22 protein-coding genes and 1 pseudogene are annotated in these 23505 nt (G+C 59.8%); 7 read left to right on the top strand and 16 right to left on the bottom strand.

All coding sequences use genetic code 11. The features are described 5' to 3' along the window. Positions 1 to 67: 67 nt before the first annotated feature. The 8 genes from CAL20_RS02505 to CAL20_RS02470 form a co-directional block, all read right to left on the bottom strand. The gene (locus CAL20_RS02505) at positions 68 to 1588 is read right to left on the bottom strand and encodes a tripartite tricarboxylate transporter permease (protein ID WP_094837117.1); all 1521 of its coding nucleotides are present in this window, start codon (positions 1586 to 1588) and stop codon (positions 68 to 70) included. 12 nt (positions 1589 to 1600) lie between these two features. Further along, positions 1601 to 2050 (bottom strand): tripartite tricarboxylate transporter TctB family protein, encoded by a 450-nt coding sequence (locus tag CAL20_RS02500; RefSeq protein WP_094823846.1) that lies wholly within the window; start codon positions 2048 to 2050, stop codon positions 1601 to 1603. Between the two features lie 118 nt (positions 2051 to 2168). Further along, the gene (locus CAL20_RS02495; protein ID WP_094837116.1) at positions 2169 to 2681 is read right to left on the bottom strand and encodes an MgtC/SapB family protein; all 513 of its coding nucleotides are present in this window, start codon (positions 2679 to 2681) and stop codon (positions 2169 to 2171) included. Positions 2682 to 2850: 169 nt separating this feature from the next. Next, positions 2851 to 4239, bottom strand: a complete 1389-nt coding sequence (locus tag CAL20_RS02490) for an efflux transporter outer membrane subunit (protein WP_094837115.1) — start codon at positions 4237 to 4239, stop codon at positions 2851 to 2853. Continuing rightward, positions 4236 to 6239: a MacB family efflux pump subunit gene (locus CAL20_RS02485; protein ID WP_256981324.1), complete on the bottom strand. Its 2004-nt coding sequence runs from the start codon at positions 6237 to 6239 to the stop codon at positions 4236 to 4238. The genes CAL20_RS02490 and CAL20_RS02485 overlap by 4 nt, the downstream gene beginning before the upstream one ends. Beyond that, entirely contained in the window at positions 6236 to 7438 is a 1203-nt protein-coding gene (gene macA, locus CAL20_RS02480) for a macrolide transporter subunit MacA (protein WP_094837114.1), read from the bottom strand. Before macA ends, CAL20_RS02485 begins: the two co-directional genes overlap by 4 nt. Before the next feature lie 570 nt (positions 7439 to 8008). Then, entirely contained in the window at positions 8009 to 9550 is a 1542-nt protein-coding gene (locus tag CAL20_RS02475) for a M81 family metallopeptidase (protein ID WP_094837113.1), read from the bottom strand. Between the two features lie 8 nt (positions 9551 to 9558). After that, positions 9559 to 10872: an MFS transporter gene (locus tag CAL20_RS02470; RefSeq protein ID WP_094837112.1), complete on the bottom strand. Its 1314-nt coding sequence runs from the start codon at positions 10870 to 10872 to the stop codon at positions 9559 to 9561. Positions 10873 to 11050: 178 nt separating this feature from the next. On the opposite strand from CAL20_RS02470, the gene CAL20_RS02465 reads away from it, so the two are divergent. After that, positions 11051 to 11968, top strand: coding sequence for a LysR family transcriptional regulator (locus CAL20_RS02465; protein ID WP_094837111.1), 918 nt, complete (start codon positions 11051 to 11053; stop codon positions 11966 to 11968). Positions 11969 to 12021: 53 nt separating this feature from the next. On the opposite strand, the gene CAL20_RS02460 is transcribed toward CAL20_RS02465, so the two are convergent. The 7 genes from CAL20_RS02460 to CAL20_RS02430 form a co-directional block, all read right to left on the bottom strand. After that, positions 12022 to 12153 (bottom strand): entericidin A/B family lipoprotein, encoded by a 132-nt coding sequence (locus CAL20_RS02460; protein ID WP_094823851.1) that lies wholly within the window; start codon positions 12151 to 12153, stop codon positions 12022 to 12024. 59 nt (positions 12154 to 12212) lie between these two features. Beyond that, positions 12213 to 12401: a CsbD family protein gene (locus CAL20_RS02455; RefSeq protein ID WP_094823852.1), complete on the bottom strand. Its 189-nt coding sequence runs from the start codon at positions 12399 to 12401 to the stop codon at positions 12213 to 12215. A gap of 131 nt (positions 12402 to 12532) precedes the next feature. Further along, complete coding sequence (locus tag CAL20_RS02450; RefSeq protein ID WP_094837110.1) at positions 12533 to 14035, bottom strand: PAS domain S-box protein; 1503 nt, start codon at positions 14033 to 14035, stop codon at positions 12533 to 12535. Between the two features lie 459 nt (positions 14036 to 14494). Then, positions 14495 to 15502: an asparaginase gene (locus tag CAL20_RS02445; RefSeq protein ID WP_094837295.1), complete on the bottom strand. Its 1008-nt coding sequence runs from the start codon at positions 15500 to 15502 to the stop codon at positions 14495 to 14497. A 167-nt stretch (positions 15503 to 15669) separates the two neighbouring features. Beyond that, positions 15670 to 16284: a PIN domain-containing protein gene (locus CAL20_RS02440; RefSeq protein ID WP_094837109.1), complete on the bottom strand. Its 615-nt coding sequence runs from the start codon at positions 16282 to 16284 to the stop codon at positions 15670 to 15672. Beyond that, complete coding sequence (locus CAL20_RS02435) at positions 16281 to 16778, bottom strand: helix-turn-helix domain-containing protein (RefSeq protein WP_256981323.1); 498 nt, start codon at positions 16776 to 16778, stop codon at positions 16281 to 16283. The genes CAL20_RS02440 and CAL20_RS02435 overlap by 4 nt, the downstream gene beginning before the upstream one ends. Before the next feature lie 103 nt (positions 16779 to 16881). Next, positions 16882 to 17667: an RNA polymerase sigma factor gene (locus CAL20_RS02430; protein ID WP_094837107.1), complete on the bottom strand. Its 786-nt coding sequence runs from the start codon at positions 17665 to 17667 to the stop codon at positions 16882 to 16884. A gap of 55 nt (positions 17668 to 17722) precedes the next feature. Here CAL20_RS02430 and CAL20_RS02425 point away from each other — a divergent pair, with 55 nt between their 5' ends. Next, positions 17723 to 18322 (top strand): ATP-dependent Clp protease proteolytic subunit, encoded by a 600-nt coding sequence (locus CAL20_RS02425; RefSeq protein WP_094837106.1) that lies wholly within the window; start codon positions 17723 to 17725, stop codon positions 18320 to 18322. 12 nt (positions 18323 to 18334) lie between these two features. Here CAL20_RS02425 and CAL20_RS02420 read toward each other — a convergent pair whose 3' ends face one another. Beyond that, positions 18335 to 19666 carry an aminotransferase-like domain-containing protein gene (locus CAL20_RS02420; protein ID WP_094837105.1) on the bottom strand — a complete coding sequence of 444 codons (1332 nt, stop codon included), beginning with the start codon at positions 19664 to 19666 and terminating at the stop codon, positions 18335 to 18337. Positions 19667 to 19797: 131 nt separating this feature from the next. Here CAL20_RS02420 and CAL20_RS02415 point away from each other — a divergent pair, with 131 nt between their 5' ends. The 5 genes and pseudogenes from CAL20_RS02415 to CAL20_RS25730 all read left to right on the top strand — a co-directional run. Further along, a complete protein-coding gene (locus tag CAL20_RS02415) occupies positions 19798 to 20427 on the top strand; it encodes a glutathione S-transferase family protein (RefSeq protein WP_094837104.1) in 630 nt (209 codons plus the stop codon). 11 nt (positions 20428 to 20438) lie between these two features. Then, positions 20439 to 20885: a DoxX family protein gene (locus tag CAL20_RS02410; RefSeq protein ID WP_094837294.1), complete on the top strand. Its 447-nt coding sequence runs from the start codon at positions 20439 to 20441 to the stop codon at positions 20883 to 20885. 156 nt (positions 20886 to 21041) lie between these two features. Next, entirely contained in the window at positions 21042 to 21386 is a 345-nt protein-coding gene (locus tag CAL20_RS02405) for a winged helix-turn-helix transcriptional regulator (RefSeq protein ID WP_094837103.1), read from the top strand. 105 nt (positions 21387 to 21491) lie between these two features. Continuing rightward, entirely contained in the window at positions 21492 to 23231 is a 1740-nt protein-coding gene (locus tag CAL20_RS02400) for an ABC transporter ATP-binding protein (RefSeq protein WP_254924428.1), read from the top strand. Between the two features lie 165 nt (positions 23232 to 23396). Beyond that, positions 23397 to 23505, top strand: a pseudogene (locus tag CAL20_RS25730) (IS110 family transposase); the annotation flags it as partial.

The raw sequence follows: 23505 nt of genomic DNA, 5'->3' as shown, positions 1-23505 counted from the left end.
TGCCAGGCACAAAACAGTCCCACGGGCTGTTCCGTACCTGGCGAATCCCCCAAGCGGCCGACTTGCGTCAAGCTGCTTTCGGGCTTGCGTCGGAGAGCGCCACGCTCGACCGCTGGCGCAGGCTGCTCCACACGCCCCACACCAGCAAGACGACCGTCAGTATCAGCACCCACATGCTGATCGGGCGATCGATGAAAGTCTGGAAGCTACCTCGCGAGAGCAGCATGGCACGCCGGAAATTCTCTTCCAGCATCGGACCCAGCACATAGCCCAGCAACAGCGGTGCAGGCTCGAAGTCGAGCACCCGCAGCACATAGCCGACAATGCCGAACAACAGCACAAGGTAGACGTCGAAGACATTATTGTTGACCCCATAGACCCCAATGCAGACGAACATCACGATCGCCGGATAGAGGATGTGATACGGAATCGTCAGCACACGGATCCACATACCGATCATCGGCACGTTCAAAATCACCAGAACGATATTGCCGATCCAGAAGCTCATCACCAGGCCCCAGAACATGCCAGGTTGCTCCGTGAGCATTTGCGGGCCGGGCTGAATGCCATGGATCATCATCGCACCGATGATCAACGCCATCGTCACGCTGCCGGGGATGCCAAGCGTCAGCGTCGGGATGAAGGAGGCCATGTCGGACGCACTGTTGGCGGTCTCCGGTGCCATGATGCCCTCGATGGTTCCCTTGCCGAAGCGCTCCGGCTTTTTTGAGACCCGTTTCTCGACTGCGTAGGCCATGTAGGCTGCCACAGTGGGGCCTACGCCGGGCAGCACGCCCAACCATGCCCCTATGCCCGATCCGCGTGCCATCCCGCCCCACGAGCGCTTGACCTCGTCACGCGTCGGCAGCATGCTCTTCATGGATACGTCCATTTTGCTGTCAGCCGCCTTTACATGATTAATGCTGGCGATGATCTCGGTAATGCCAAACAGCCCCATGGCCAGTGCGACGATGCCCACCCCATCTTGCAACTCGGGAAAGCCGAAGTCGAAGCGCGACACACCCGAATTGACGTCGGTGCCGACCAGACCCAGCAGCACACCGCCTACGACCATGGTGATGCCCTTGATTGCTGAACCGGACGACACGACAGAAGCTGCCACCAGGCCCAGCACCATGATCGCAAAGTACTCGGCCGGGCCGAACTTGAACGCGATGTTGGCAATCGGCTCGGAGAACAGCGTTAACAAGACGATACCCACGCTGGCCCCGACAAAGGAGGCAACGGTCGTCATGAGCAGCGCCACGCCGCCCCGGCCTTGTTTGGCCATCGGAAACCCATCCAAACAGGTCACGGCATTGGCCGGTGTCCCCGGAAGATTCAGCAGAATCGAGGCAGTTGACCCGCCGTAGGTACTGCCATACCAGATGCCGGACAGCATGATCAGCGCGGCGGTCGGCTCCAGGTGGTAGGTAATCGGGAACAGCAGCGACATGGTCGCCAGCGTTCCGACGCCCGGTATTACGCCGATCAGCGTGCCCAGTGCTACGCCGATAACACACCAAAGAAGGTTGTTCCAGGCGAGCGCGGTTGACAGACCGAGCACGAGGTTGCCAAGTAATTCCATTTTTGCTCTCTCCTACCAGGGCCAGGCGAAGACCGGCACAATCAGGCCCAGGGCCATCTTGAAGAGCAGGGTCGCGCCGACAGCAACGCCCACGGCAAGAATCAGCGACCCCTTCCAGGACAGTTTGCAATCGGAAATACCGGCCAGAATAGTCTGCCCGATGATCGCGGGAATCAGGCCGAACGGAACAAGCAGCAACGCAAATGCGAGCGTTGACAGACTGATCCAGAGCAGCGGTCGCCATTCGAATGTGGGCACCGGCCCCGCACGCAGCAATGCGGGGATCAGTATTGCGAGCCCGCACAACGCCAGCACGCCGCCGACGAGGGCGGGAAAATAGCCAGGCCCCATCCGGTCGGACGTGCCGAGGGTGAATGAGGTCAATGAGTGGTACATCGCTGCAGCCCCGACAAGCGTGATCAATCCGCCCCCGAGCAAGTCGCGGTAGTCGACTCGACGCATGTAGTTGTCTCCTTGGAATTTATCGAACTCAGCTCCGCTCTAGTGCGCGAAACTGCGGACCCGAATTATCCGTTTGAGCAACCCCTATGCGTCAAATGAGCTTTTCCTTACTTTTTGGTCATGTATTGGTTCTTTTCGCAGGGGCGTCACCATCCTTGGGGATCTTTTTCTCGAACCGATTAACGACCGCCAAAACAAACAAGGCGATCAGGGTGCTGGCAACGGCGGTGGCTTCCCGACCATAGCCCGCGGCAACGCCAATGGCGGCGACAATCCAGATGCTGGCTGCCGTTGTCAAACCTTTGACGACGCGATCATTTTCCTGCTTGAGGATGGCGCCTGCGCCGAGAAAACCCACCCCTGCGATCACGCCCTGCATTACCCGGCTCATATCGGCAATCTGCATTCCACTGGCGCTAGGAACCAGAACGAAAATGGCTGCGCCTAGAGACACCAGCATATGGGTTCGCAAACCGGCGTCCTTTCCTTTCATTTCGCGCTCATAGCCGATCGCCGCACCCAGAATGACGGCCAGGCCCAGCCGAAGCACTATCACCGTCGCTTCTTTAATGTCTGCGATATCGGAAAACTCGCTCACTACCGTCAGCCAAATATCGTTCAACGTCGACATGATGGTTCCTTAACGCAGGAAGTTGGACGGAAATCCAACCTTCGGGGTTTTCGCTCAAGACTCTTGCAATTGACGTATCGTTGCCATCGGCAGGAATAGCCTCTGGGTATTGTTCGGAAAAGCAATAAATCCGTATCTACGATATAGAAATTGGTGGCCGACGGATCGCTCAGCGCGTATCGCCACCCAGGGCCTGGTACAGATTCACCTGGTTAAGCAGCCGGTCCAGTGTATTCTGGTCCAGTTCGATCTCGGCGGTACGGCGCTTTTCCTGCGCGTCGAGCCAGAAACGCAGTGACACTGCCCCGCTGCGGTAGCGCACTTCGTACAGGTCTTCCGCCTGGCGCGCTGCGGCAAGCGATTGCTGCAGCAGGTCGGCCCGCGCGGCAAGTTGGGTGCGGCCGGACAGAGCGTTTTCGACGTCCGCCATCGCCTGGTACAGGGCTTGCCGGAATTCCACCACGCGCAACTCGTATTCGGTTTCGGACACGCGGATATTGAGCCGCATCTGGTTCCAGTTCAGGAATGGCAGCGTCAGCCCTGCGCCCAACGTGCCCACTGGATTCTGCAACAGGTTGCTCAGTACCGTACTGCTACTGCCCAGTGAGCCGGTAAGAACCAGCGGCGGATAGAAGCTGGCGCGCGTGGCATCCGTCTGTGCCAGCGCTTCGCGCAAACGCAGTTCGGCGGCGCGCAGGTCGGGGCGCCGCGCCAGTAGATCGGCCGGCACACCGGCGGGAACCGGCGGCAGGGTGGTGGGCGGCAGGCGCAACGGGTCGGCCATGATGCGATCGGGCGGGCCGTCGAACAAGATGGCCATCGCGTTGAGGTCTTCCACGCGTTGTTGCGCCAATTCTGTACGAGCCGCCTGCTGGCTGGCCAGGTTCTGGCGCGCCTCTGCCACTTCGAGCGCCGAGGCGCCTCCGGCGTCATATTGCGACTGCACCAATTCCAGCGTGCGCTGCGCATAGGCAATACTGTCGGCAGCGCTGGCCAGGCGCTGGTTGAGGAAGGCCGTTTGCCAATAGAGCGTGGCTGTGGTGCCGACTAGCGACAGCGCGGCGCTGGCGCGGTCCTGCTCGGTGGCGGCGGCCTCCCATTCAGCGGCGTCGCGCTGGGCCTGCAGGCGGTCCCACAGATCCAGCTCGTAGCTCACTGACAGGTTGGCGCGGTTGCTGCGCAGTATCTGGCGTTCACCGCGCAGGTTGCGCTGGCGGCTGATGTCGATCTCACCGTCTAGCGTGGGGAATTGGTCCGAACGCGCCAAGCCCGCCTGCAGTCGAGCCTGCTGCACGCGCAGAGCGGCAGCGGCCAGGTCGTTGTTCCGCTCGAGCGCCTGGTCGATCAGGCGCTCGAGCGTGGGATCGTTGAAGTTGCGCCACCAGACGCCGCCAGCGGCCGCCACGTCCCGCGCAGTATCGTACGTCCAGGTAGCGGGGCTTTGCACGGCCGGACGTTCGTAGTCCGTGCGCATCAGGCCACAGCCGCCGAGCGCCAACGGCACGGCTAACAGGCAGGCAAGCACGGGGCGGGGCACGCTCGGAAACAGGGGACTCATTCTCTGGCCAGGGATTCGACAGGGTTGAGCCGGGCGGCGTTGCGCGCCGGCAGGTAACCGAAGCCCACGCCGATCAGCGTGGAACACACGAAGGCGGCCACCATCGAGGCGCCGGAATAGATGAGGCGGAAGCTCCCGCCGGACAGCTGCGCGACCAGCACGCCCAGGCCCAGCGACAGCAGGATGCCCAGCATCCCGCCGATCAGGCAGACCAGCACGGCTTCGATCAGGAACTGTTGCATGATGTCGCCGCGGCGCGCGCCCACGGCCATGCGCACACCGATCTCGCGCGTACGCTCGGTGACCGACACCAGCATGATGTTCATCACGCCGATGCCGCCCACCACCAGTGAGATGACGGCAATCGCCGACACCAGTAGTGTCATGGTGGTGGTGGTGCGCTCGATGGTCTGTCGGATGGTGTCGGTATTGAAGACGAAGAAATCCTTAGCGCCATGGCGCTGCATCATCAGTCGCGTGATGGCCTGTTCGGCGAGCTTGGTGGGCATGGTGTCGCTGACCCGTACGGTGATGCTGCGCAGGTGTTGCTGGCCTAACAAGCGGCTGAGCGCCGTGGTATAGGGAATCCAGACGCTGAGCGTCTGGCTGTCGCCGAACAGGCTCTCCTTGCGGACGGTCACGCCGACGACGCGCGCCGGTACCGTGCCCAGGAAAATCACCTGCCCGATCGGGTCGGTATGGTTACCGAACAGCGCCTTGCGGGTGTTCTCGTCAATCACCACTTCCTGAGCGCGGCGCGTCACCGCCTCGGCATCGAAAAACTGCCCCTGGGCCAGTTTCAGGCCGCGCACGCGGAAGAACTGCTCGCCCACCCCCTGGATCGAGCCATTGACCGATACATTCCGGTAGCGCAACGAGGCCGTCGTCGCGGCCTCGGGCGTGACACTGTCGACGTACGTCTGGCGTGCCAGGGCGTCCGCGTCGGCAGGCACCAGGGTGCGGATGGTGCTGGCCTTTTCATCACCGAAGTCCTTGCCCGGATAAATACCGACCGTGTTGGTGCCGATCTCGCTAATGTCGGCCAGGATTTTCTGTCGCGAGCCTTCGCCCAACGCCACCACGGTGACCACCGCGGCAATGCCGATCACGATGCCCAGCATGGTCAGGAAAGTGCGCAGCCGGTGCGCATTCATGGCCAGCAGCGCCATGTGCAGTGACTCGTTGATGCGTTCCAGCTCCGCCTGCCAGGGGCGGGCGCGCTCACTCGGCGGCTCGGCACGGACCGGGTCGCTGGGCGCCACGGCAGGTGCCGGCAGCGTCTCGGCATTACGACGGTCGGCCACGATGCGGCCGTCGCTGATTTCAATGATGCGCCGCGCGTGCCGGGCCACGCTCATATCGTGCGTGACGATCACCACGGTATGTCCCGCCGCGTTCAACTCTTCGAGAATGCGCAGCACCTCCTGGCCCGTATGGGAGTCCAGCGCGCCCGTAGGTTCGTCGGCCAGGATGATGCGGCCGCCGTTCATCAAGGCGCGCGCGATGCTCACACGTTGTTGCTGGCCCCCCGACAATTGCCCGGGCCGGTAGTCCAAGCGTTGGTCCAACCCCAGGCGACGCAGCAGAGCCTGGGCACGCGTGTGCCGTGCTGCGCGCGGCGTGGCGGCATAGATGGCCGGCATTTCTACGTTGCCTTGCGCGGTCAGATCGGACAGCAGGTGATATCGCTGGAAGATGAAGCCGAAGTGCTCGCGACGCAACTCGGCCAATTCGTCGGGGTCCATGGTATCGGTGGCGCGGCCGTCGACCTGGTATACCCCGCGGCTGGGCTGGTCCAGGCAGCCCAGGATGTTCATCAGGGTGGACTTGCCCGACCCCGAGGCGCCCACAATGGCCACCATTTCGCCGGCTTCGATCCGCAGATTTACCTCGCGTAGCACGGCGACGGTCTGGTCGCCGGCGGCGAATTCGCGCCACACATCGCGCAGGCTGATCAGTGGATGTTCGCCTGAGAGCGGCGGCATGGCCTGCTCCGTCATAGCGGCGTCGCAGGAGCGGCAGCCTCAGCCGAAACTACCTTGTCGCCAGCCGCCAGGCCTTCCAGTACCTGGGCGTTGACATTGTTGTTCATGCCCACTTTGATCTGGCGTTCGACTGGTTTGTCGTCCGGACCGATCACCCGCACGGTATAGAGGCCGTCCTCGCCGCGCTTGCCCAATGCCGATGACGGTATGACCAGTGTCTGCTCCGCTTCGCCCAGCACGATGAAGACTTGCGCCGTCATCGAGATACGGAGCGTCTCGTCAGGATTGGGTACGTCGAACAAGCCGTTGTAGTACACCGCCGCGCTGGTGCCACTGGCGCTCGAGGCCGCGCCGGTGAGGGCACTGGTGCTTTCGTCGCGCTGGATCGAGTCGGGCGCCGGTTCGATGGCCCGCAGCGTGCCATAGTGGCGTTTGTCCGGCTCGCCCAGGATCGTGAAGTACACCTTCTGGCCCGGCCGCACGCGCGTGACGTCGGCTTCCGAGATCTGCGCCTTCACCGTCATGGTGTCGACCTGCGCCACCTTGATGATGGTAGGCGCGATCTGGATCGAGTTCACCGTCTGGCCTTCCTTAGTGACGATGGCGACCACCTTGCCGTCCATGGGCGAAGAGATACGAGTGTAGCCAAGGTTGACCCGCGCCGTGTCAACCTCGATCTCGGCCTGGGCGATTTGCGCGTCCAGGGCCGCGATGTCGGCGCGCGTCACTTTCAGAGTGGCTTCGGCCTGCTCGAAATCTTCGCGGGAACTGGCATCGCGGGCGAGCATCTGGCGCTGGCGTTTGTAGGCGAGTTCAGCCTGTTTCAGGGTGGCGAGCTTGGCCTGGCGTTCGGCCTTGCGAGTAGCCAGCGCGGCCTGCGCGTTGCGCAGATCGTTCTGCTGAGTCATGTCGTCGATCTCGGCGACGAGCTGACCCTGTTGGACTTCGTCGCCCAGTTGCACCTTGAGCGACTTGAGCTGGCCCGATACCTGGGCACCCACGCTGACTTGCCGCACTGCTTCCAGGGTGCCGGAAGCGAGCACGCTGTCTTCCATGTCGGCCACCTTGACTTCGGCGGTGGCGTAATCGGGCTTGGGCGGCGCGCCGAAGAACAAGATCTTGCCCAGCAACAGCATCACTGCCACGGCCACCGCGATCCATATATAACGTTTTCTCTTGCTTTTACCCAAAGGCTTCGTCGTCGAGTGGGGCATGCGATGCGGCAGTCTTGAGACAGATGGAAACAGGTAGCTCTGACAGGGGACGGCCAGAGATTGGCCACCAACGCGCTAATAGTACTCGATCAATGATTCGGGCCACCGCGCGAGTCGCCGCACTTGAGCGGATCGTTGAGTCCCTGCGTTCCCCGGACGTCAGCCAGGATCTGTCTTGTCATTTCCGGCTTTTGACCAAAGAAATGCGCTTCCCCCATTAAAGGCGAGCCCTTAGCGCAGCTCAAAACACACTGCGAATACTTGAAAAGAACGGTCTTGACAACAACTGTATCACTCGCTGAGAATGACAAAGGATCACAATGCATTTCCGCGTTGTGACCATTATTTACGGAGTCATTATGGATCTCGTCAACAACTTGTTGGGTACTGTTCTCGGCCTCGTCAACAATCTGCTGAACGGCCTGCTGGGCGGCGGCCTGCTGGGCTGATCTCGTCCCTAGTGTGAAGGACTGTGACCTCCCTTCACACAGTCGCGGAACAGAACCAACCACCTGTGGAGCGTTCACGAGTGGCTGGTTCTTATTCAATACTGAGGCTTCCCCACGTTCTTCATGGGAGCCCCGTTCCTGTGACGCGGTCTGGGACAGCGTTTGCAGATGGCGGCGCAAATGGCTCGCCCATCGGGCGCATGCGCATTCCTGGCGCCAAGCGCATCCAGGGCAAGTCCGCACTGTCGGCCTTCATGGGGCCAGGCGCTTTCGCTACCAAGATATCCTGAGCGATAGGCTGGAAATCGGCGCGGAAATGCACCGAGCTTTTCACCACCAGAATTTTCATCTGTTCCGGTTGCACATTACCCGTACGGAATAGATTCCGGTCCAGCATTTGTGATTTGCCTGAACTGACCACCACGCGGATTCCGCCCAGGCGCAAGCAGGCGACCGGCCCTACGTCGGCTTGGACGCCGTGCATCATGGGACCGTCGAAACGGCATTTGCCGTCGCCAATGTACTCGACGTCGAACTCCGCATTCACGGGCTCGTCTCCAGGTATGCGCGACTTGCCACCCAGAGACAGGGTGACCCGGTTGCCTACTCCCGCCTGCACTGCCTGCTGTACGGCTTGCGGATCCCACAGCAGGCCCAGCGCAGCACCTTGCGCATCGGCTTCGATCAGCGCACGCAGCATGCCTGTGGTGTTCGAGTCGCCTCCTGCTCCCGGATTGTCCTGCGTGTCGGCGATGACTACCGGCCGGTCCGCATCCCGCGCCAAGACCTGGGCTTGGCGTACGGCCTCCGACGGCTCGAGAAACGGAACGGCCCATAGCGGTTCGGCCTGCAGCACGGCGTCATACAATGCTTGCACGGCCTGCTCTACCGCCTCGAGATCTCGACCATGTCCCCACACTACTGGCCCGCATTCGGGAAAGTCCGCCGCTGGGAAACCTGGAGAGAATGACAGAGATGCCAGGCCGAACCGGTCTTCCAGCGATGCCAGCGTGGCGTAGATGGATTTTGCAGGCTCCAGCATGGAGCACATTCCATTGATCGGGATCAAGAATGGCAAGCGCAACGACCGCGTGTGCAACGTGCTGTCCGGCTGCAATAGATCTTCGAGCAACCGATACGCGCGAGCGCCCGTGTCGGCCATGTCCACATGCGGATAGGTGCGAAAGGCAGTCATGCCACTCGCGTGACGCAACATTGCCGTTGTCACGTTGGCATGCAGGTCCAGGCTGGCCACGATCGGCACGCGGTTGCCAACGCGGGCGCGCAGGCGCGACAGCAGTTCTCCCTCGCCGTCATCGGCGTCGACGGTGACCATGGCGCCGTGCAAGTCCAGGTAAATCGCATCGTACTCGCGATGGCCCGCGGCATCGATAATCTCGGCCGCAATACGTTCATAGGCTTGCCGCGTGACGTGTGCCGCGGGACTGGCGGCGGTCCAGATGACCGGTTCGAGCTGGTGCCCGGCGGCTTGCGCGGCGCGGATGAAGCCTCCCGCCGGTATGTTGATATCGGCGAAAGCCAGCAAATCCGCGCCCCGCGTCATGGCGGGAAAGCCTTCGCCGCGCTCGAAGTTTACATAGTCGGTCTGCGTAGGCGCGAAGGTGTTGGTCTCGTGTTGAAAACCGGCGACTAGAATTTTCATGGCAGTGTTCATCCTTGCGTGCGCGCGTGGCGGGTAAACAGTATGGGCAGGACGCCGACGACAAGTAGTGCGGCAATGACGTATAAACCCGCGTTCAGCGACTGTGTCGACGTTTTGATCCAGCCTATCAATGAGGGGCTGGCGAAACCGCCCAACAGGCCTATGCTGTTGATCAGCGCAATGCCGCCTGCCGCTGCCGGGCCTTTCAAGTGTTGCGATGGGATCGCCCAGAATACGGTGTACGCAGCCCACATCAGGGCCGTGGCTAACGCCAGCATCGTCATCGACAATAGAAAATGATCGGGTACCGACAGCGCGCCGACGAGCAGGACGCCAGCGAGAATGGCTGGTGCAGTCACATGCCAACGCCGCTCGTTCGTCCTGTCCGAGTGGCGCGACAGGACGAACATGGCCGCAATGGCAGCGATGTACGGGATTGCCGACCAGATGCCGATCTCCATGGTGTCGCGCAGGCCCGACTGCTGCAACAAAGTCGGCAACCAGAAACTGACCGCGTACAAGCCGCTGATGAGGCAGAAATACGGGATGGCCAGTGCATAGATGCCGGGATCTTTCAGCACGTCCTTGAAGGCATGCGTCGCGTGTGCGGCCTGCCTCGTCTGCAGGTCGGCCGCCAGCAATTCACGTTCTTGTGGCGACAGCCAGCGGGCTTTTTCCGGCTTGTCAGCCAGGCATATAAAAGCCACGATACCCAACAGCACGCAGGGCAGGCCCTCCAGCAGAAACATCCATTGCCAGCCGTCTAGGCCGTGCGCACCGCTAAAGCGCGTCATGATCCAGGCGGACACCGGTCCACCCAGCATGCCACCAAGCGGGCCGGCACACATCACTACTGCCATGACGCCCGCCATGCGCCGGGTAGAGTACCAATAGGTCAGGAAGAAGATCATGCCAGGTGCGAAGCCGGCCTCGAATACGCCCAGCAGAAAGCGCAGCGCGTAAAAGCTGTACTCGCCCTGCACGAACAGCATGCTGGCCGAGGTCAGCCCCCACAGAATCATGATGCGGCAGATCGTTTTGCGCGCGCCGATGCGCACCAGCAGCAGATTGCTGGGCACCTCGAACAACACGTATCCCAGAAAGAAGATACCCGCGCCCAGTCCATATACCGCATCGGAAATGCCGACGTCGGCCTGCATCTGCAGCTTGGCGAAGCCGATGTTGACGCGATCCAGATAGGCAAAGGTGTAGCAGAGAACGAGTAGCGGCAACAGGCGCCAGTTGATCTTGCGATAGATGGAAGATAGGTCCGCAGACGCATATGCGTCGCGGGTTGCTGGCAAAGAGGCGCCGTGATTCATGCGAGTTTTCCCTATGTATTGTGGTAATAGTCGTGCAGGTTCCAGGCGCGATCTTCGCAGACGCTAGTGTTGTAGACAATGAACTAGTTATCACTTATCGTTCGCTTTTAGGCAACGATCGTGCTGCGGCGGTACCTGGCGGCAAACAACAGGCGTTAGACGTCGGCAGGCGAGCCCAATGAACGAATTGAATCAGGCGCGTTTGCGCTACATGCACGAAGTCATCGTCTGCGGATCAATACGTGGCGCCGCAGAGAAGCTGGATATGTCACCGTCCGTGATCAGCAGACAGATCCAATTACTGGAGAAAGAGGTCGGCCTGCCGCTGTTCGAGCGCCGAGCACGCGGATTGACGCCTACTGAAGCTGCCGAGATGCTGGAGGAATTCCTGAGAGGCTATCGTGCCCAGCACGAGCACTTGGAAGACCGGCTGCAAGCGCTGCGGGGCATGCGGCGCGGGCGTATCGAGATCAGCCTCAGTGAAGGCATGATAGAAGCGTTGATGACGCATGCGTTGGCACCCTATTGTCAGGAGTTTCCGGATATACGCATAGGTATCAACACTGCATCGGTCGACGAGGTGGTGGAAGCCGTACGCAGCGATCGTGTACACATCGGCCTTGCGTTCAATCCACCGCAACATCCCGAAGTACGAGTACGCGCAAAGCAGCGTATCCCCGTGGGCGCGTTGGTACGTGCCGATCATCCGCTCGCACGGCGTCGCAGAGCGATCTCGATCAAGGAACTGCTACAGCATCCCTTGGCTCTGATGACGGCGCCTTACGGCCTGCGGCGCATGGTCGACATGCTGGAATTCACCGAGAAGATTCATATATCGCCCGCCTTGACGACGAATTCGCTGGGCGTGCTGCGGCACTATGCCTTAAGTGGCGCGGGCGTCGTGCTAATGGCCGACCTCGGCGTCACACATGACGTGGCCAATGGATCATTGGTATTGGTGCCCATCGATCACCCCGTAATGCATCAGGCCGAGATGCAGCTGATGGTGCGATTGGGCCGGCCGCTGTCGACCGCGGCCGCCGAATTGTTGCGCCGTATCGAGTCGCGCTTGCCGCTCTTTACTGGACGAATTTAAAAAACGACCCACTCCCAATGAGTGGGTCGCAGCTCTAGCTTGCAAGTGCCCCCTTATCGGGCCTGCTCCTGGATCTTTTCACCACCACGCTCGATATCCTTGCCTGCTCCGTGCATGGTGTTGCAACCGGCCATCAAACCCGTTAGCAGCAGTGTCATCGCAACGACCAATGTTTTGCTTCTCATGGTGTGTCCTTTTCGAATCCAGATTATTTGCCTGAACGCGTCATCGGCTTCGCGCTTGATTACTGTTTTCCTTTGAGTGCGTCGCGAACCTCGTCCTTGGCTTCGCCGACATTGCGCTGAACTTTACCGACGGTCTTTTCAACCTTACCTTCAGCCTCGGTCTGGCGATTGCCAGTCACCTTGCCTACAGCTTCCTTGATATTGCCTTTGACTTCCTTGGCTGCGCCTTTGATGCGATCGTTATCCATAACGGTCTCCCTATTCGTGCATTGAAGAAGTACCCGGCAGCACCTCTGCGAAGCGATTCCGGATGGCTGCACTATAAAAAGCACTATCAGACCTAAAAAGCGACGGAAATACTATTTTTTCTAGTATCAAACTACCGGCCGGCTTTTCGCCGGACGCGCTGCGGCTTTTCATATCCCACAATGCCGCGTTCACGTGCCCAGACAATTGCAGCACTGCGCCGGTGAACCTGAAGCTTGCTATACAGCGACGCAACATGATTGCGCACCGTATGACGGGACACGTTCAGGTGCTGCGCAATATCGGGATCGCTCAGACCCTGACACATCAGACCAAGTATTTCGCGTTCACGCGGCGTGAGGTCGGCCAGTTGGGCATCGGCCTTGGGGGCACCTTGAGGCTGGCGGATCTGGGCCAGTTTCTCGATCACCGTCTGACTGAACCAGGAAGTATCCTGCATGACGGCTTCGATAGCAGCCATCAGTTCGGTCTCGCTGCGCTTGCGCTCAGTGATGTCCTGAATCACGGTCAGAATGCAGGGTTGGTCCTGGATAACAACAGGTTCGGCTGACAGCAGGCAGTCCAGTACTTGTCCGTCTTGCGTGCTTAGTTTGAACTCCCGGCTTCTAACCCCTGCGCCCTCCTCTAGCTTGGTCATCGTCTCGTCGTAGACGCCCGATTCCACACACAGATCAGCTAATGCCTTATTCCCGCTCAGAGCGTTTAACGTATAACCTGTCGTCTCGACGAACGCGTCATTGACCTCCAATACATCGCCTGCAGGCGTGCTCAGCACCATGGGCACAGGTGCTAACCGGAACGCTTTCGAAAAACGCTCCTCGCTATAGCGCAGTGCGTTTTCCGCTTTGCGCCGCGGCTCCAGATCGTTGAACGTAAAAAGCATGCATTCAGCATCGCCGACCTCTATGGGCTGGCCGGCTACGACCACCAGTTTGTCGGTGCCGTCCGGCAGCGGTATGCAGGTTTCCATTTGCGAGATGGTCCGCCGCTCCTTCAGCCGTTCTTCGGCGCTCTCTCGCTGTGGCGAATTACCGAGTATGTCGATCTCATCAAAGGGATGATCCAGGACGTTCTGACGCTCGTAACCCGTCATCTGCAGAAAGCCCTGATTGACCTTGACGTAACGCATGTCCTCCAGCGAACAGATGATTGCCGGAGCGGGGTTGGTGTTGAAGGTCTTCTCGAAGCGTTCTTCGGCGCTGTAGCGCTCGGTGACGTCCAGCAGCACCAGCACAATGCCCTCGGGATTGCCTTGTGCATCGCTGAGCACGAGATTCCTGGCTTGATGGATTCGATAGAAATCCGAATCGCGCACGCTGGTGACTTCCACGACGATATCGTTAAACGACTCTCCGGCCAACGCTCGGTACATGGGATATTGGCGGGCCAGCAATTTGCGCTGATTACGATATCGCAGCTTATAGTTCTTGCGATAACCGGAAGCCGTACCGCCCAGATCGGAAAGATTGGCCACGCCATGCATGGACAAGGCGGTGTCATTGGCCCAGGCGATATGCCGGTTCATGTCCAGCAGGATAATGCCCTCCACCAATCCATCGATGATTTCCAGAAGATGACGGCGTTCGGTGGTGAAGACGGTGGACAACTGTTGCATCTCGTCCCTTTTATGAGATTGGTAGTCGAATGCCAGCAGGATCGGTGAGCCAAAAGTACTAGAAAAATCAGTATGACGCGATCTATCTAGCTTGCCGCTGGATATTTAGGATGTGGATGCAGCGTCATGCTGCTTCCTACAATCAAAAGGAAATATCCATGCATATGAGTCAGCAAAGCGTAGATCAGAACGGCCAGCCCGGCCGTCCGGAGTCGGGCAACCGGGATCAGTTCCCCGGCGATCTCCCAGGGAAGAACGCCCCCGGACGTCAGCAGCCTGTTCCGGGCGACGCTCCCGATCCATTTCGGCACGAACCAAAGCGTCCTGTCCGTCCGAATGAACCTGGTAAGGCGCCTCAACCCCAGGCGTGACTGGGTTAGGAACGATCCCCAGTGGCAGTGGCAGCGCCTGATCGATTTCGATTAGGCGCTACGAGAAGGCGCCCGCTGGCCGATCCCGCTACAGATCAAACGCGGCCTGGATATCTTCCTTGCCCGTCTTGCCCTGCTGCAGCAGCAACATCAGCAAAATGCGTGATTTCTGTGGCGTCAGGTCGCCCGCCATGATGGCGCCCGCATCGGCCAGCGTCTTGCCGCCGCCCTCGAAACCATAGTTCGCCATGACTCGGCCGTTATGTACCCGGGTCGAAATGACCACCGGCACCCCTTTGGACAGCGCGTACTTGATCCCTTCGAACATAGGCATGTTGACGTTGCCCATGCCCAGGGCCTGTACCACGATACCCTTGGCCCCCTGATCAACCGCGCTGCGCAACATACGGTCGTCGGCGCCTCCATACATGGCCACGATATCCACCCGTGGCATTTGCGAGGCGACAATCGGGATGTGCTGGCGGCGCAACGGCGCTCGGTCAATGACGACCTTGTCCGCATAGACTTCGCCGATCAAGCCATAGCTGCCCGATTGAAAGGTCTCCACATTGGCCGTGTGCGTCTTTGTGACATAACGCGCCGCGTTGATCTGGTTATTCATGGCCAACATGGCGCCCTTGCCTTTCGCTTGTCCGTCGACCGCAATGCGTACCGCGTTGAGCAGGTTACGCGGGCCGTCGAAGTCCGATGATGAAGCATTGCGCTGGGCGCCGATCAAGATCACGGGCTTATCCGACTTGACTGTCGTATCCAGCCAGAATGCGGTTTCTTCGAGCGTGTCCGTACCGTGCGACACCACCACGCCCGCTACCTCGGGGCGCTTCAGCGTTTCTTCGACGGCCTTGGTCAAGGCTGTCCAGCGTACCGGGTCCATGTAATCGGACGGGACGTTGGATAGGTTGTTGACTTCGACTTTGGCGTACTTTGCGACGTCGGGCACGGTGGCCATCAAATCGTCGCCGGAAATCGCGGGCACCGGCGCTTTCTTGACCGGATCGATTTTCATCGCGATCGTGCCGCCTGTGGCGATCAACTGGACCGTGGGCTTGTCCTGCGCATACGCTTGTGCCGCCATCGCCATCACTCCCGCTATCAAGAATGGTAGTCTCTTCAAAGCCGTCTCCCGGGTTGTTGCTATAGGAGCGACTACATATACCCGGGTGCCAAATAGATGGGATTGGGATATGACCTGATTGACAATCGTTGCCCGCCCATTTCCGATCATACCGATGGGAAGAAATCCTAAAGTTCGATTTCCTGTGCCCGATATAAGTCGAGCAACCGCTGCACGGCTTTCACCTGTCCATCCCGCTCCAGGCGTTCTAATAGAGCCTCCGGCTCGGGTTTGGAAGCCAGATCCATGCGGAACCGGCGAAACGCTGCTGCGACTTCCACGGGCTGCGCCGTAATTAACCCGTAGAGAAAAGCGTCCGGTAGCTGCAGCACAATGCCAAGTCTGGCGAGCGCGGTTTTCCTGAAGTCCTTAGTATTGCGCGACACCAGCGCGACCGCCGGTGTACCGCCATACACCTCGCCAGCGATCACGCAGTACGCACACGCCGCAACGTGGATGTCCTTCCCAGAGCGAACAGCAGACGCTACGGCCGCAAACTGGGCTTGCACGTCGGCCGTCGACACCAGCGCATTAGGCAAGGCCTTGCACATGCGCGCCTCGTGCGCCCTCGCATCTTTCAGTGTTGGCTTACGTCCCGTGTCCACCAGCGCCCGACTGACTTCATCCAGTATCAGCGGAGACCAGTGCAGCTTGATGAGCCCGTGGTAGTCCAGGTAGATCAATAGCCCGCGCGTCGTGGCTGCAAACAGCGTATCAGCATCGGCGACAACAGGAACGCTCACGACGAGAAGATTTCCTCGTCCAGGTCCTTGGACAGACGCTTGAGTGCCTTGGCCTGACGTGTCCGTTCGCTTTCCTGCCAGCGGATCACGGCGCTGCGCAGCACGCGGCGCTGATTACCGACCTTCTGGTGCAATGCCACTGTACCAGCGTCAATTAGCTTGGCCATGTATGGCCGGCTGACATTGGCAAGCTGTGCTGCTTGCTCCGTAGTGAGTACCGGATCGTCTTCTTGAGCTTTGGCTTTGTGATCCGCGGTCCGCAACTGCACGGTGGCGCGACCCAGCATTTCGACCAATTCATGCGTGATGGCCGCGTCGGCTTTTTTACTGAGCTTGACGTGACGCCGGACGATGGATACGACAGGCTCCACGTCGAATGACAATTCGAACACCGGCATAGGACGAGCTGTTTCTACGCGCGCCCTAGCCACTTGGCGAACAGCCGCAGCAGCGCGCCGCTTGCTCGAACGGGAAGGAGTCAACTTGGTAGCCATGCCTCGCATGATAGCATAAGTTCGAAATTCTCGAAATATTCGAAACGAGCTCAACGACCTGATCATGGCGCTCGTTGCCGCCTAGCGCAAGCAGGCCTTGCAATCAGGCGAGCTCAGCGATTGCCTCAATTTGGGGCAGGTAAAAGTGAAAACCGCTGACAATGCAGAACTGCGAGGTAAACAGATCGATGATCCGGGTCGGCGTAGCCTGGGGCAACTGGACCGAGTCGCCAAACTCATACCCGACAGCCGGAACCGAAAGCGCCATCGCCTGCGGCTGTGAAGTCCGCAACACAGCGACCAATCCGGCAGGGTCGCGTTGCGCCAACGCCCAATAACATAGGACGAGCAAATCGCTTGAATCGTCGTCTACCGGGTCGTCCTTCGGGTCGGAGCGGCGTACCCGCTGCAATATACGGTGCAGTTGCTGGCGTGAAGCGACCGCGTTGTGTCCCGTCAGTGCGCCGAGTTCGACGTGACTGTAATCGAATACCTCATACAGAAGGACCATCGCAACTTCGCCTGCGGGCAAGACGCGAACAAGATGCCGTAGAGCCTGCTCTACACGCTGTGCCTGTTCGACCAATCGCTCGGGGAAGTCGACGCCAGACGCCGGTGAACCATCCTCTACAAGCCTATCCTTGATGATCCGTAGCCGCTCCTGACGGCGCCAGGCATCGATGCAAAGGTTGCGCAGGACAGTCACCATCCAGGCCTCGCGGCTCTCGGCGTCGGAAGGCAGCCTGCCGTCGAGGGCGCGTTCCCATGTGTCCTGCACCAGATCTTGGGCCTCGTCGCCAACGGACAACCAGTGGCGAGCTAGCGCAAGAAGGCGGCGGTGCAGTGCTTCATCATCGATTGAAAAAGCAGAGTCGTCTGGATATGTCACGCAAACACCTGTTCGTTCGTCTACTAAATGAATCAACACCAAGGAACGATAGTATATGTTTGCACAACAGATAGACACGCAACCCGGGCCCTCGTCACTGCGCGACAGCACTTTCCTGGAGGAAAAGGCATTTCAGTCCAGAACGGTCCTGATATTCGGTACCGTTACGGACACACTTGCTTCCGAAACGGTGCGCAAGTTGCTGGCGCTGGATGCCGACTCGGACGCGCCAATCACCGTTATCGTCTCGTCGCCGGGAGGGCATCTCGAATCGGGTGACGCGATCCATGATGTGGTGCGCTTTATTTCGGCGCCCGTCAACATGGTCGGCACGGGATGGGTTGGCAGCGCGGCCACTCATCTTTTTTTAGGAGCGCCCCGCGAGCGACGCTATTGCCTGCCGCAAACCCGCTTTCTCATTCACCAGCCCAGTGGCGGAGCGGGTGGTTCTGCCAGCGACATGGCGCTACAGGCAAAAGAGATCATCAAGGCGCGCGAACGTATCGCGCAGGTCATCTCGCGTGAAACCGGCCAACCTATCGAACGGGTGCGCATGGATATCGAGCGCGACCTGTGGATGTCCGCTGGAGACGCCGTCGCCTATGGTCTGGTGTCGAGAATCATCCAGCACAAACGCGAGCTGGATCCGCGATAGAACGCTGACTCGTCACTCGGCGCGCTCGACGACCTCTCTAACGATGTCGAGGGCGCGCTTTAACGTGGCGAGATCTACAGATCCCAAAGCGATGCGCAAAGCATGAGGAATACGCGACCCTACGGAAAATGGTGCGGCGGTTGATACCGATATCCGGCGTTGCAGGAGCGACATGGCAACCGACTCGGCGCGCACGTCTTCGGTCAAAGGCAACCAGACAAAGTATGAAGCGGGATGGCTGACGGGATTCAAGCCGGCGAGCGCCTTTGCCGCCACGGCCTGCCTGGCAATTGCGTCTCGCCGTTTCTCTGTGACCAGCCGGTCCACCGTCCCATCGAGCAACCATGCGCAGGCCAAGGCTGTCATGGCTGCGGGCGTATTCCAGACAGTCGCACGGATGGCGCGTTCGAGCCTGGCGATCCAGTCTGCGGGCGCCGTCACAAAACCTACGCGCAACCCCGCTGCTACGCTCTTGGACAGCGTCGTGACATGCACACATCGCTCGGGGGCCAGAGCGGCCAGTGGCGGCGGTGGACGCCGTTCAAGAAATGCATAAGGCGCATCCTCGATCAACATCAGATCGTGACGTCTGGCAAGGGCTACCAACCGCTTGCGGCCGTCGATGTCCTGCACCCACCCTAAAGGATTGTGCACCGTCGGCATGGCGTAGACGGCACGTACGGGCCGTTTCTTGCATGCTCGCTCCAGTGCATCCAAGTCGCAACCGGAGCCAGATGCAGGCAGTGGCAGAAGATCCAATTTGCACTGTTCAGCCAATGCCTTGAAACCAGGATAGGTCAGCGCATCAACGGCCACTACATCACCAGGCTGCAACAGCGCCATCGTCACCACGGCCAAGCCATGCTGAGCGCCGTTGACCACCAGCACTTGCTCGGGTTTCACTGGCAGGCCGGACTGCGCCAAGTGGTTGGCAAATACTACTCGTTCATGCGGACGGCCGCCATGAGGATGACAACGCAGGAATGCGTCCAGGTCGCCAGCGGTGGAGAGCTGCCGCAATGCCGTACGCAGCAACTCGGTCTGCTCGGGCAAGGCCGGGTAGTTGAAGTTCAGATCGAGCATGTCCGCAGCTATCGCCTGTTGATCCATGCCCAGTCCCGACGGAAGCGCGATCTCGCGCACAAATGTGCCGCGCCCGGTTTCCCCGATCGCCAAGCCCATCGTTTCGAGCTCTGCATAGACACGCGTGGCGGTAACGAGCGCTACCTTCTCTTTTGCCGCGAGCTGGCGGTGTGTGGGCAATCGAGTGCCGGGCGGCAATTTTCCTGAACGAATATCGGCAGCAAACCGGTCAACCAATTGCTTGTAGCGCGCCGTCGCCATTATCGGTGTATCCATGACAATTTTTTGAATGTAATGGTATGTGCAATTATGATGGCGTGCAACGACTCCCTACCTGATCACGGACGGCTTGATGGCCGTGGGTGAATCAGTTTTCACCGTTGCTGCGCTGTATGCTGACTATTCTCGGAAAACAATCTTCCATCAACGTTCGCAAGGTTCTATGGGCATGCGCCGAACTCGGCCTGCCGTTCCAGCAGGAAGACTGGGGCAGCGGCTTTCGCGACATCGATACCGATGCATTCAGGGCTCTGAACCCGAACGCAATGGTGCCTGTGTTGATAGACGGCGATTTCGTGCTGTGGGAATCCAACAGCATCCTGCGCTACCTGGCCAATCGTTATGGTGACGGCGCACTTTATCCCGTTGAGGCTACAGCCCGAGCTCGGGTCGATCAGTGGCTCGACTGGCAGGCGTCCGACCTCAATCGTGCGTGGAGCTATGCCTTCATGTCGCTGGTCAGGCGCTCGCCCGATCATGGTGACTCAACGCAGATTCAGATTTCGCTCCGATCGTGGACGCGATTCATGCTGGTCTTGGAGGGCCGACTAACGGAGACTGGCGCCTATGTTGCCGGGCCGGACTTCAGCCTGGCCGATATTGCCGTGGGTTTGTCGGTTCAGCGCTGGCTTCAGACTCCATTCGATCGTCCGCACTTGGAAGCGGTGCAGGTCTACTACCAGCGTCTGGAACAACGCGCCAAAGAGCTTTCGCTGTACCCGCTATTAATGGGGCAGGCATGAGGCTGACTCGCATGCGCACTCGGATCGGCTCCGTATTGGACAGCCGATGGTTGTGGATCACTGCCCGGGTCCTGGTAGCGATCGTGTTCCTGTCATCAGGCCTGGCCAAGCTCATTGGCCTACCGGGCAGCCAAGGTCAGATGCCATCAGGTGGCCTGCAGCCGGCGTGGCTTTTGAATATCTCCACCGCTACGATCTTGATCGGCGGCGCAGTCCTGATCATCCTGGACAAAGCGCTTTGGCTGGGTGCCGCCGCGTTAGTGGCGCTCTTGCTGCTGACCCGCCTGATCGTCCATTGCCTTCAGGCGCCGGAAGCGCCACAGGCAGCTCAAGCTATGTACTGGGGGCTGGAACACATATCGCTGATCGGGGGATTGTTGGCAACGGCCATTGCGAGCCGCTACAGGAGGCGACTTCATATGGCGCTGGAACTCTATTGCGGAGTATCTAAACGATAAGCGGGCAGCAACGACTCGCCGCGCGCCTACATCCACTCACCAGGCTACGAACAATTTGCCCATCATGGATCCCGATTCGGGTGCCGGGTGGGCGTCCGCGATCCTAAGTATATTAATTACACTAATGAAATCTATGCATGGACTCGCGGAACACCTATGGCACTTAGCAAGCTCGATCAATACCGACGCGCGGTGGAGATCACGGTCGACATCACCGGCGGCAAATGGAAGCCATTAATCATTCACTATCTGCTAAGCGGGACCAAGCGTTTCGGGAAACTGAAAAAACTGATCGGCGGGGTGACGCAGCGGTCGTTGACGTTGCAGTTGCGACAGCTGGAGGCAAACGGCATCATCAGCCGTAAAGTGTTTGCCGAGGTCCCACCACGGGTCGAATACACACTGACAGCGCTTGGCCTCACGCTGGCTCCGACACTGGAAGCCATGAAATCCTGGGGCGAGCACTATCTGGCGAGCAAACACCGCAAGCCAAAGGCATGAGAGATAGTAAATGTCAAAATAGCGACGTTGCTGAATCAACAGACTTCCCCACAAGAATGTTCTGCCTAATCCTGCCAAGCCAGTCCGACCTGCCTGCCCTGCATAATGAAACTTGATTCATCCTCCTCATCTTCCTCTATCGGCATGACCCGCGCAGCGCTCGAGCTGTGTGGCGCGCTGTGGCGCTATGCCGAAGGCAAGCGCCGGCACCTGATCGGTGCCATCACCCTGCTGTCCGGCGCGCAGCTGATCAAGCTGACTTTGCCCTGGCTGGCAGGCCACGCCATCAATGCCCTGCAGCAGAACGATATGCCGACGGCCGGACTGTGGATCATGTTCCTGGTCAGTTGCTACGCGATGCACTGGGTATTTCACGGTCCCGGTCGCGTGCTGGAAGGTCAGGTGGGCATACAGGCGCGCGAACAACTGGCCGATGAGCTCTACGCGCGTATCGCTGCCGCACCGCTGACCTGGCGCGATGGCCGTCACTCCGGCGACTTGCAGCACCGCGTGCTGCAGTCCAGCCGTGCCTTGTCGACATTCGCGCGCGGCATGTATGGCTACTTGCACAGCGCCTTGAACTTCGTCGGGCCCCTGGTAGCGTTGTTCTTGCTGTCTCAGGCTAGCGGCAGCATTGCCGTTGGCGGTTACCTGGTGATCGCGCTCATCACCTTGCGTTTCGACCTCGTCCTGATGCGGCTGGCGCGCTCCGAGAACGATGAGGAACGTCGCTATGTTGCGGCGCTGCTCGACTTTGTCAGCAATGCAGGGACGGTAATTGGTCTGCGGCTGCAAGCTGCCTCGCGCAAGATTCTGGGCCGTCGCCTGGCAACCGTGATGGTCCCGCTGCGCCGGGCGCTCTGGGTCAACGAGGTCAAGTGGTGCGTGGTGGATCTGATGGGCATGGGCCTGACGTGGATACTGGTCGTCCATTACGTACTGCAACATCGCGAACCGGGACAGGCAGTGCTGTTAGGCACGATCTTCATGATCTATCAATATGCCCAGCAGGTCGCCTCGGTCGTCAGCGCCATTGCGTCGAACTTCCAGAGCTTTTCAAGAATCCACACCGACTTCACCAGCGCCGAGCCCATCTGGCAGGCGCCTGGCAATCCGCAGGCCACCGTGCCCGCCGTCGTGCCCGATGCGCCTTGGCAAACTTTGGCGCTGCGCGGCCTCACCTGGAGCTATTCCGCTGATGGACGCGGTGGCTTGCATGACGTCGATCTGGTATTGCGCCGCGGATCACGCATCGCGTTGATAGGTCCCAGCGGAGGCGGCAAGAGCACACTGTTGCGCACATTGGCCGGCCTCTATCCGCCGCAGCAAGGCGATCTGCTGCGCGACGGCAAATCAGTAGACTGGGCCGAACTGCGCACATTGGCGACGCTCATCCCGCAAGAAGCCGAGGTGTTCGAAGCCAGCGTGCAAGAGAACCTGACCTTTGGCGAGCCCGCCACGTCAGCCGCCCTGCAGTCCGCCGTACATACCGGTGTGTTCGACGAAGTCCTGCAACGAATGCCCGACGGCCTGGCCAGCCCGGTCAACGAACGCGGCAGCAATCTGTCGGGCGGGCAGCGGCAACGCCTGGCTCTGTCACGCGGGGCATTGGCGGCGCAAGGCAGTTCGTTGTTGCTGCTCGATGAGCCCACCAGCGCGCTGGACCCGCAAGCGGAAGGCCAAGTATTCGATCGCATGTATGCCGCATTTCCCACGGCGTGTATCGTGGCCTCTGTGCATCGGCCCAGCCTGCTCAGCCGCTTTGACACGATTGTGGTGATGGAGGCGGGACGTGTGGTGGATGCAGGACCGCGTGATGAAGTATTGGCTCGGCGTGCACATTGATCGGCGCTGCTGACGGACGACAGCGAATGCATTGGTCGTAAGATGCAGGCGGTACTCGCCTGCAGCATCAGCCGAAATCAATGGGATGGACGCCCCTACCTGAAACGGCATCAATGTGCCAAAGTGGGAGTGCGTACAACCACTTGAACGGAAGGAGCGTCCGCTATGGAGATTACGACAGTTGCGATCGATTTGGCAAAGAGTGTCTTTCAGATCCACGGTGCCGACAAACGCGGTAAGCCATTGGTGCGTAAGCAGCTCAAGCGCGATCAAA

Source organism: Bordetella genomosp. 4 (assembly GCF_002261185.1).
Taxonomy (GTDB): domain Bacteria; phylum Pseudomonadota; class Gammaproteobacteria; order Burkholderiales; family Burkholderiaceae_B; genus Bordetella_A.
Note: the sequence above shows the minus strand (reverse complement) of the source record. Positions and strands in the feature narration are given on the sequence as shown.

Coding starts and splice junctions, on each gene's coding strand:
- CAL20_RS02505 (WP_094837117.1), bottom strand. CDS start 1,588: ATGGAATTACTTGGCAACCTCGTGCTCGGTCTGTCAACCGCGCTCGCC.
- CAL20_RS02500 (WP_094823846.1), bottom strand. CDS start 2,050: ATGCGTCGAGTCGACTACCGCGACTTGCTCGGGGGCGGATTGATCACG.
- CAL20_RS02495 (WP_094837116.1), bottom strand. CDS start 2,681: ATGTCGACGTTGAACGATATTTGGCTGACGGTAGTGAGCGAGTTTTCC.
- CAL20_RS02490 (WP_094837115.1), bottom strand. CDS start 4,239: ATGAGTCCCCTGTTTCCGAGCGTGCCCCGCCCCGTGCTTGCCTGCCTG.
- CAL20_RS02485 (WP_256981324.1), bottom strand. CDS start 6,239: ATGACGGAGCAGGCCATGCCGCCGCTCTCAGGCGAACATCCACTGATC.
- macA (WP_094837114.1), bottom strand. CDS start 7,438: ATGCCCCACTCGACGACGAAGCCTTTGGGTAAAAGCAAGAGAAAACGT.
- CAL20_RS02475 (WP_094837113.1), bottom strand. CDS start 9,550: ATGAAAATTCTAGTCGCCGGTTTTCAACACGAGACCAACACCTTCGCG.
- CAL20_RS02470 (WP_094837112.1), bottom strand. CDS start 10,872: ATGAATCACGGCGCCTCTTTGCCAGCAACCCGCGACGCATATGCGTCT.
- CAL20_RS02465 (WP_094837111.1), top strand. CDS start 11,051: ATGAACGAATTGAATCAGGCGCGTTTGCGCTACATGCACGAAGTCATC.
- CAL20_RS02460 (WP_094823851.1), bottom strand. CDS start 12,153: ATGAGAAGCAAAACATTGGTCGTTGCGATGACACTGCTGCTAACGGGT.
- CAL20_RS02455 (WP_094823852.1), bottom strand. CDS start 12,401: ATGGATAACGATCGCATCAAAGGCGCAGCCAAGGAAGTCAAAGGCAAT.
- CAL20_RS02450 (WP_094837110.1), bottom strand. CDS start 14,035: ATGCAACAGTTGTCCACCGTCTTCACCACCGAACGCCGTCATCTTCTG.
- CAL20_RS02445 (WP_094837295.1), bottom strand. CDS start 15,502: ATGGCGGCACAAGCGTATGCGCAGGACAAGCCCACGGTCCAGTTGATC.
- CAL20_RS02435 (WP_256981323.1), bottom strand. CDS start 16,778: ATGGCTACCAAGTTGACTCCTTCCCGTTCGAGCAAGCGGCGCGCTGCT.
- CAL20_RS02425 (WP_094837106.1), top strand. CDS start 17,723: ATGTTTGCACAACAGATAGACACGCAACCCGGGCCCTCGTCACTGCGC.
- CAL20_RS02420 (WP_094837105.1), bottom strand. CDS start 19,666: ATGGCGACGGCGCGCTACAAGCAATTGGTTGACCGGTTTGCTGCCGAT.
- CAL20_RS02415 (WP_094837104.1), top strand. CDS start 19,798: ATGCTGACTATTCTCGGAAAACAATCTTCCATCAACGTTCGCAAGGTT.
- CAL20_RS02410 (WP_094837294.1), top strand. CDS start 20,439: ATGCGCACTCGGATCGGCTCCGTATTGGACAGCCGATGGTTGTGGATC.
- CAL20_RS02405 (WP_094837103.1), top strand. CDS start 21,042: ATGGCACTTAGCAAGCTCGATCAATACCGACGCGCGGTGGAGATCACG.
- CAL20_RS02400 (WP_254924428.1), top strand. CDS start 21,492: ATGAAACTTGATTCATCCTCCTCATCTTCCTCTATCGGCATGACCCGC.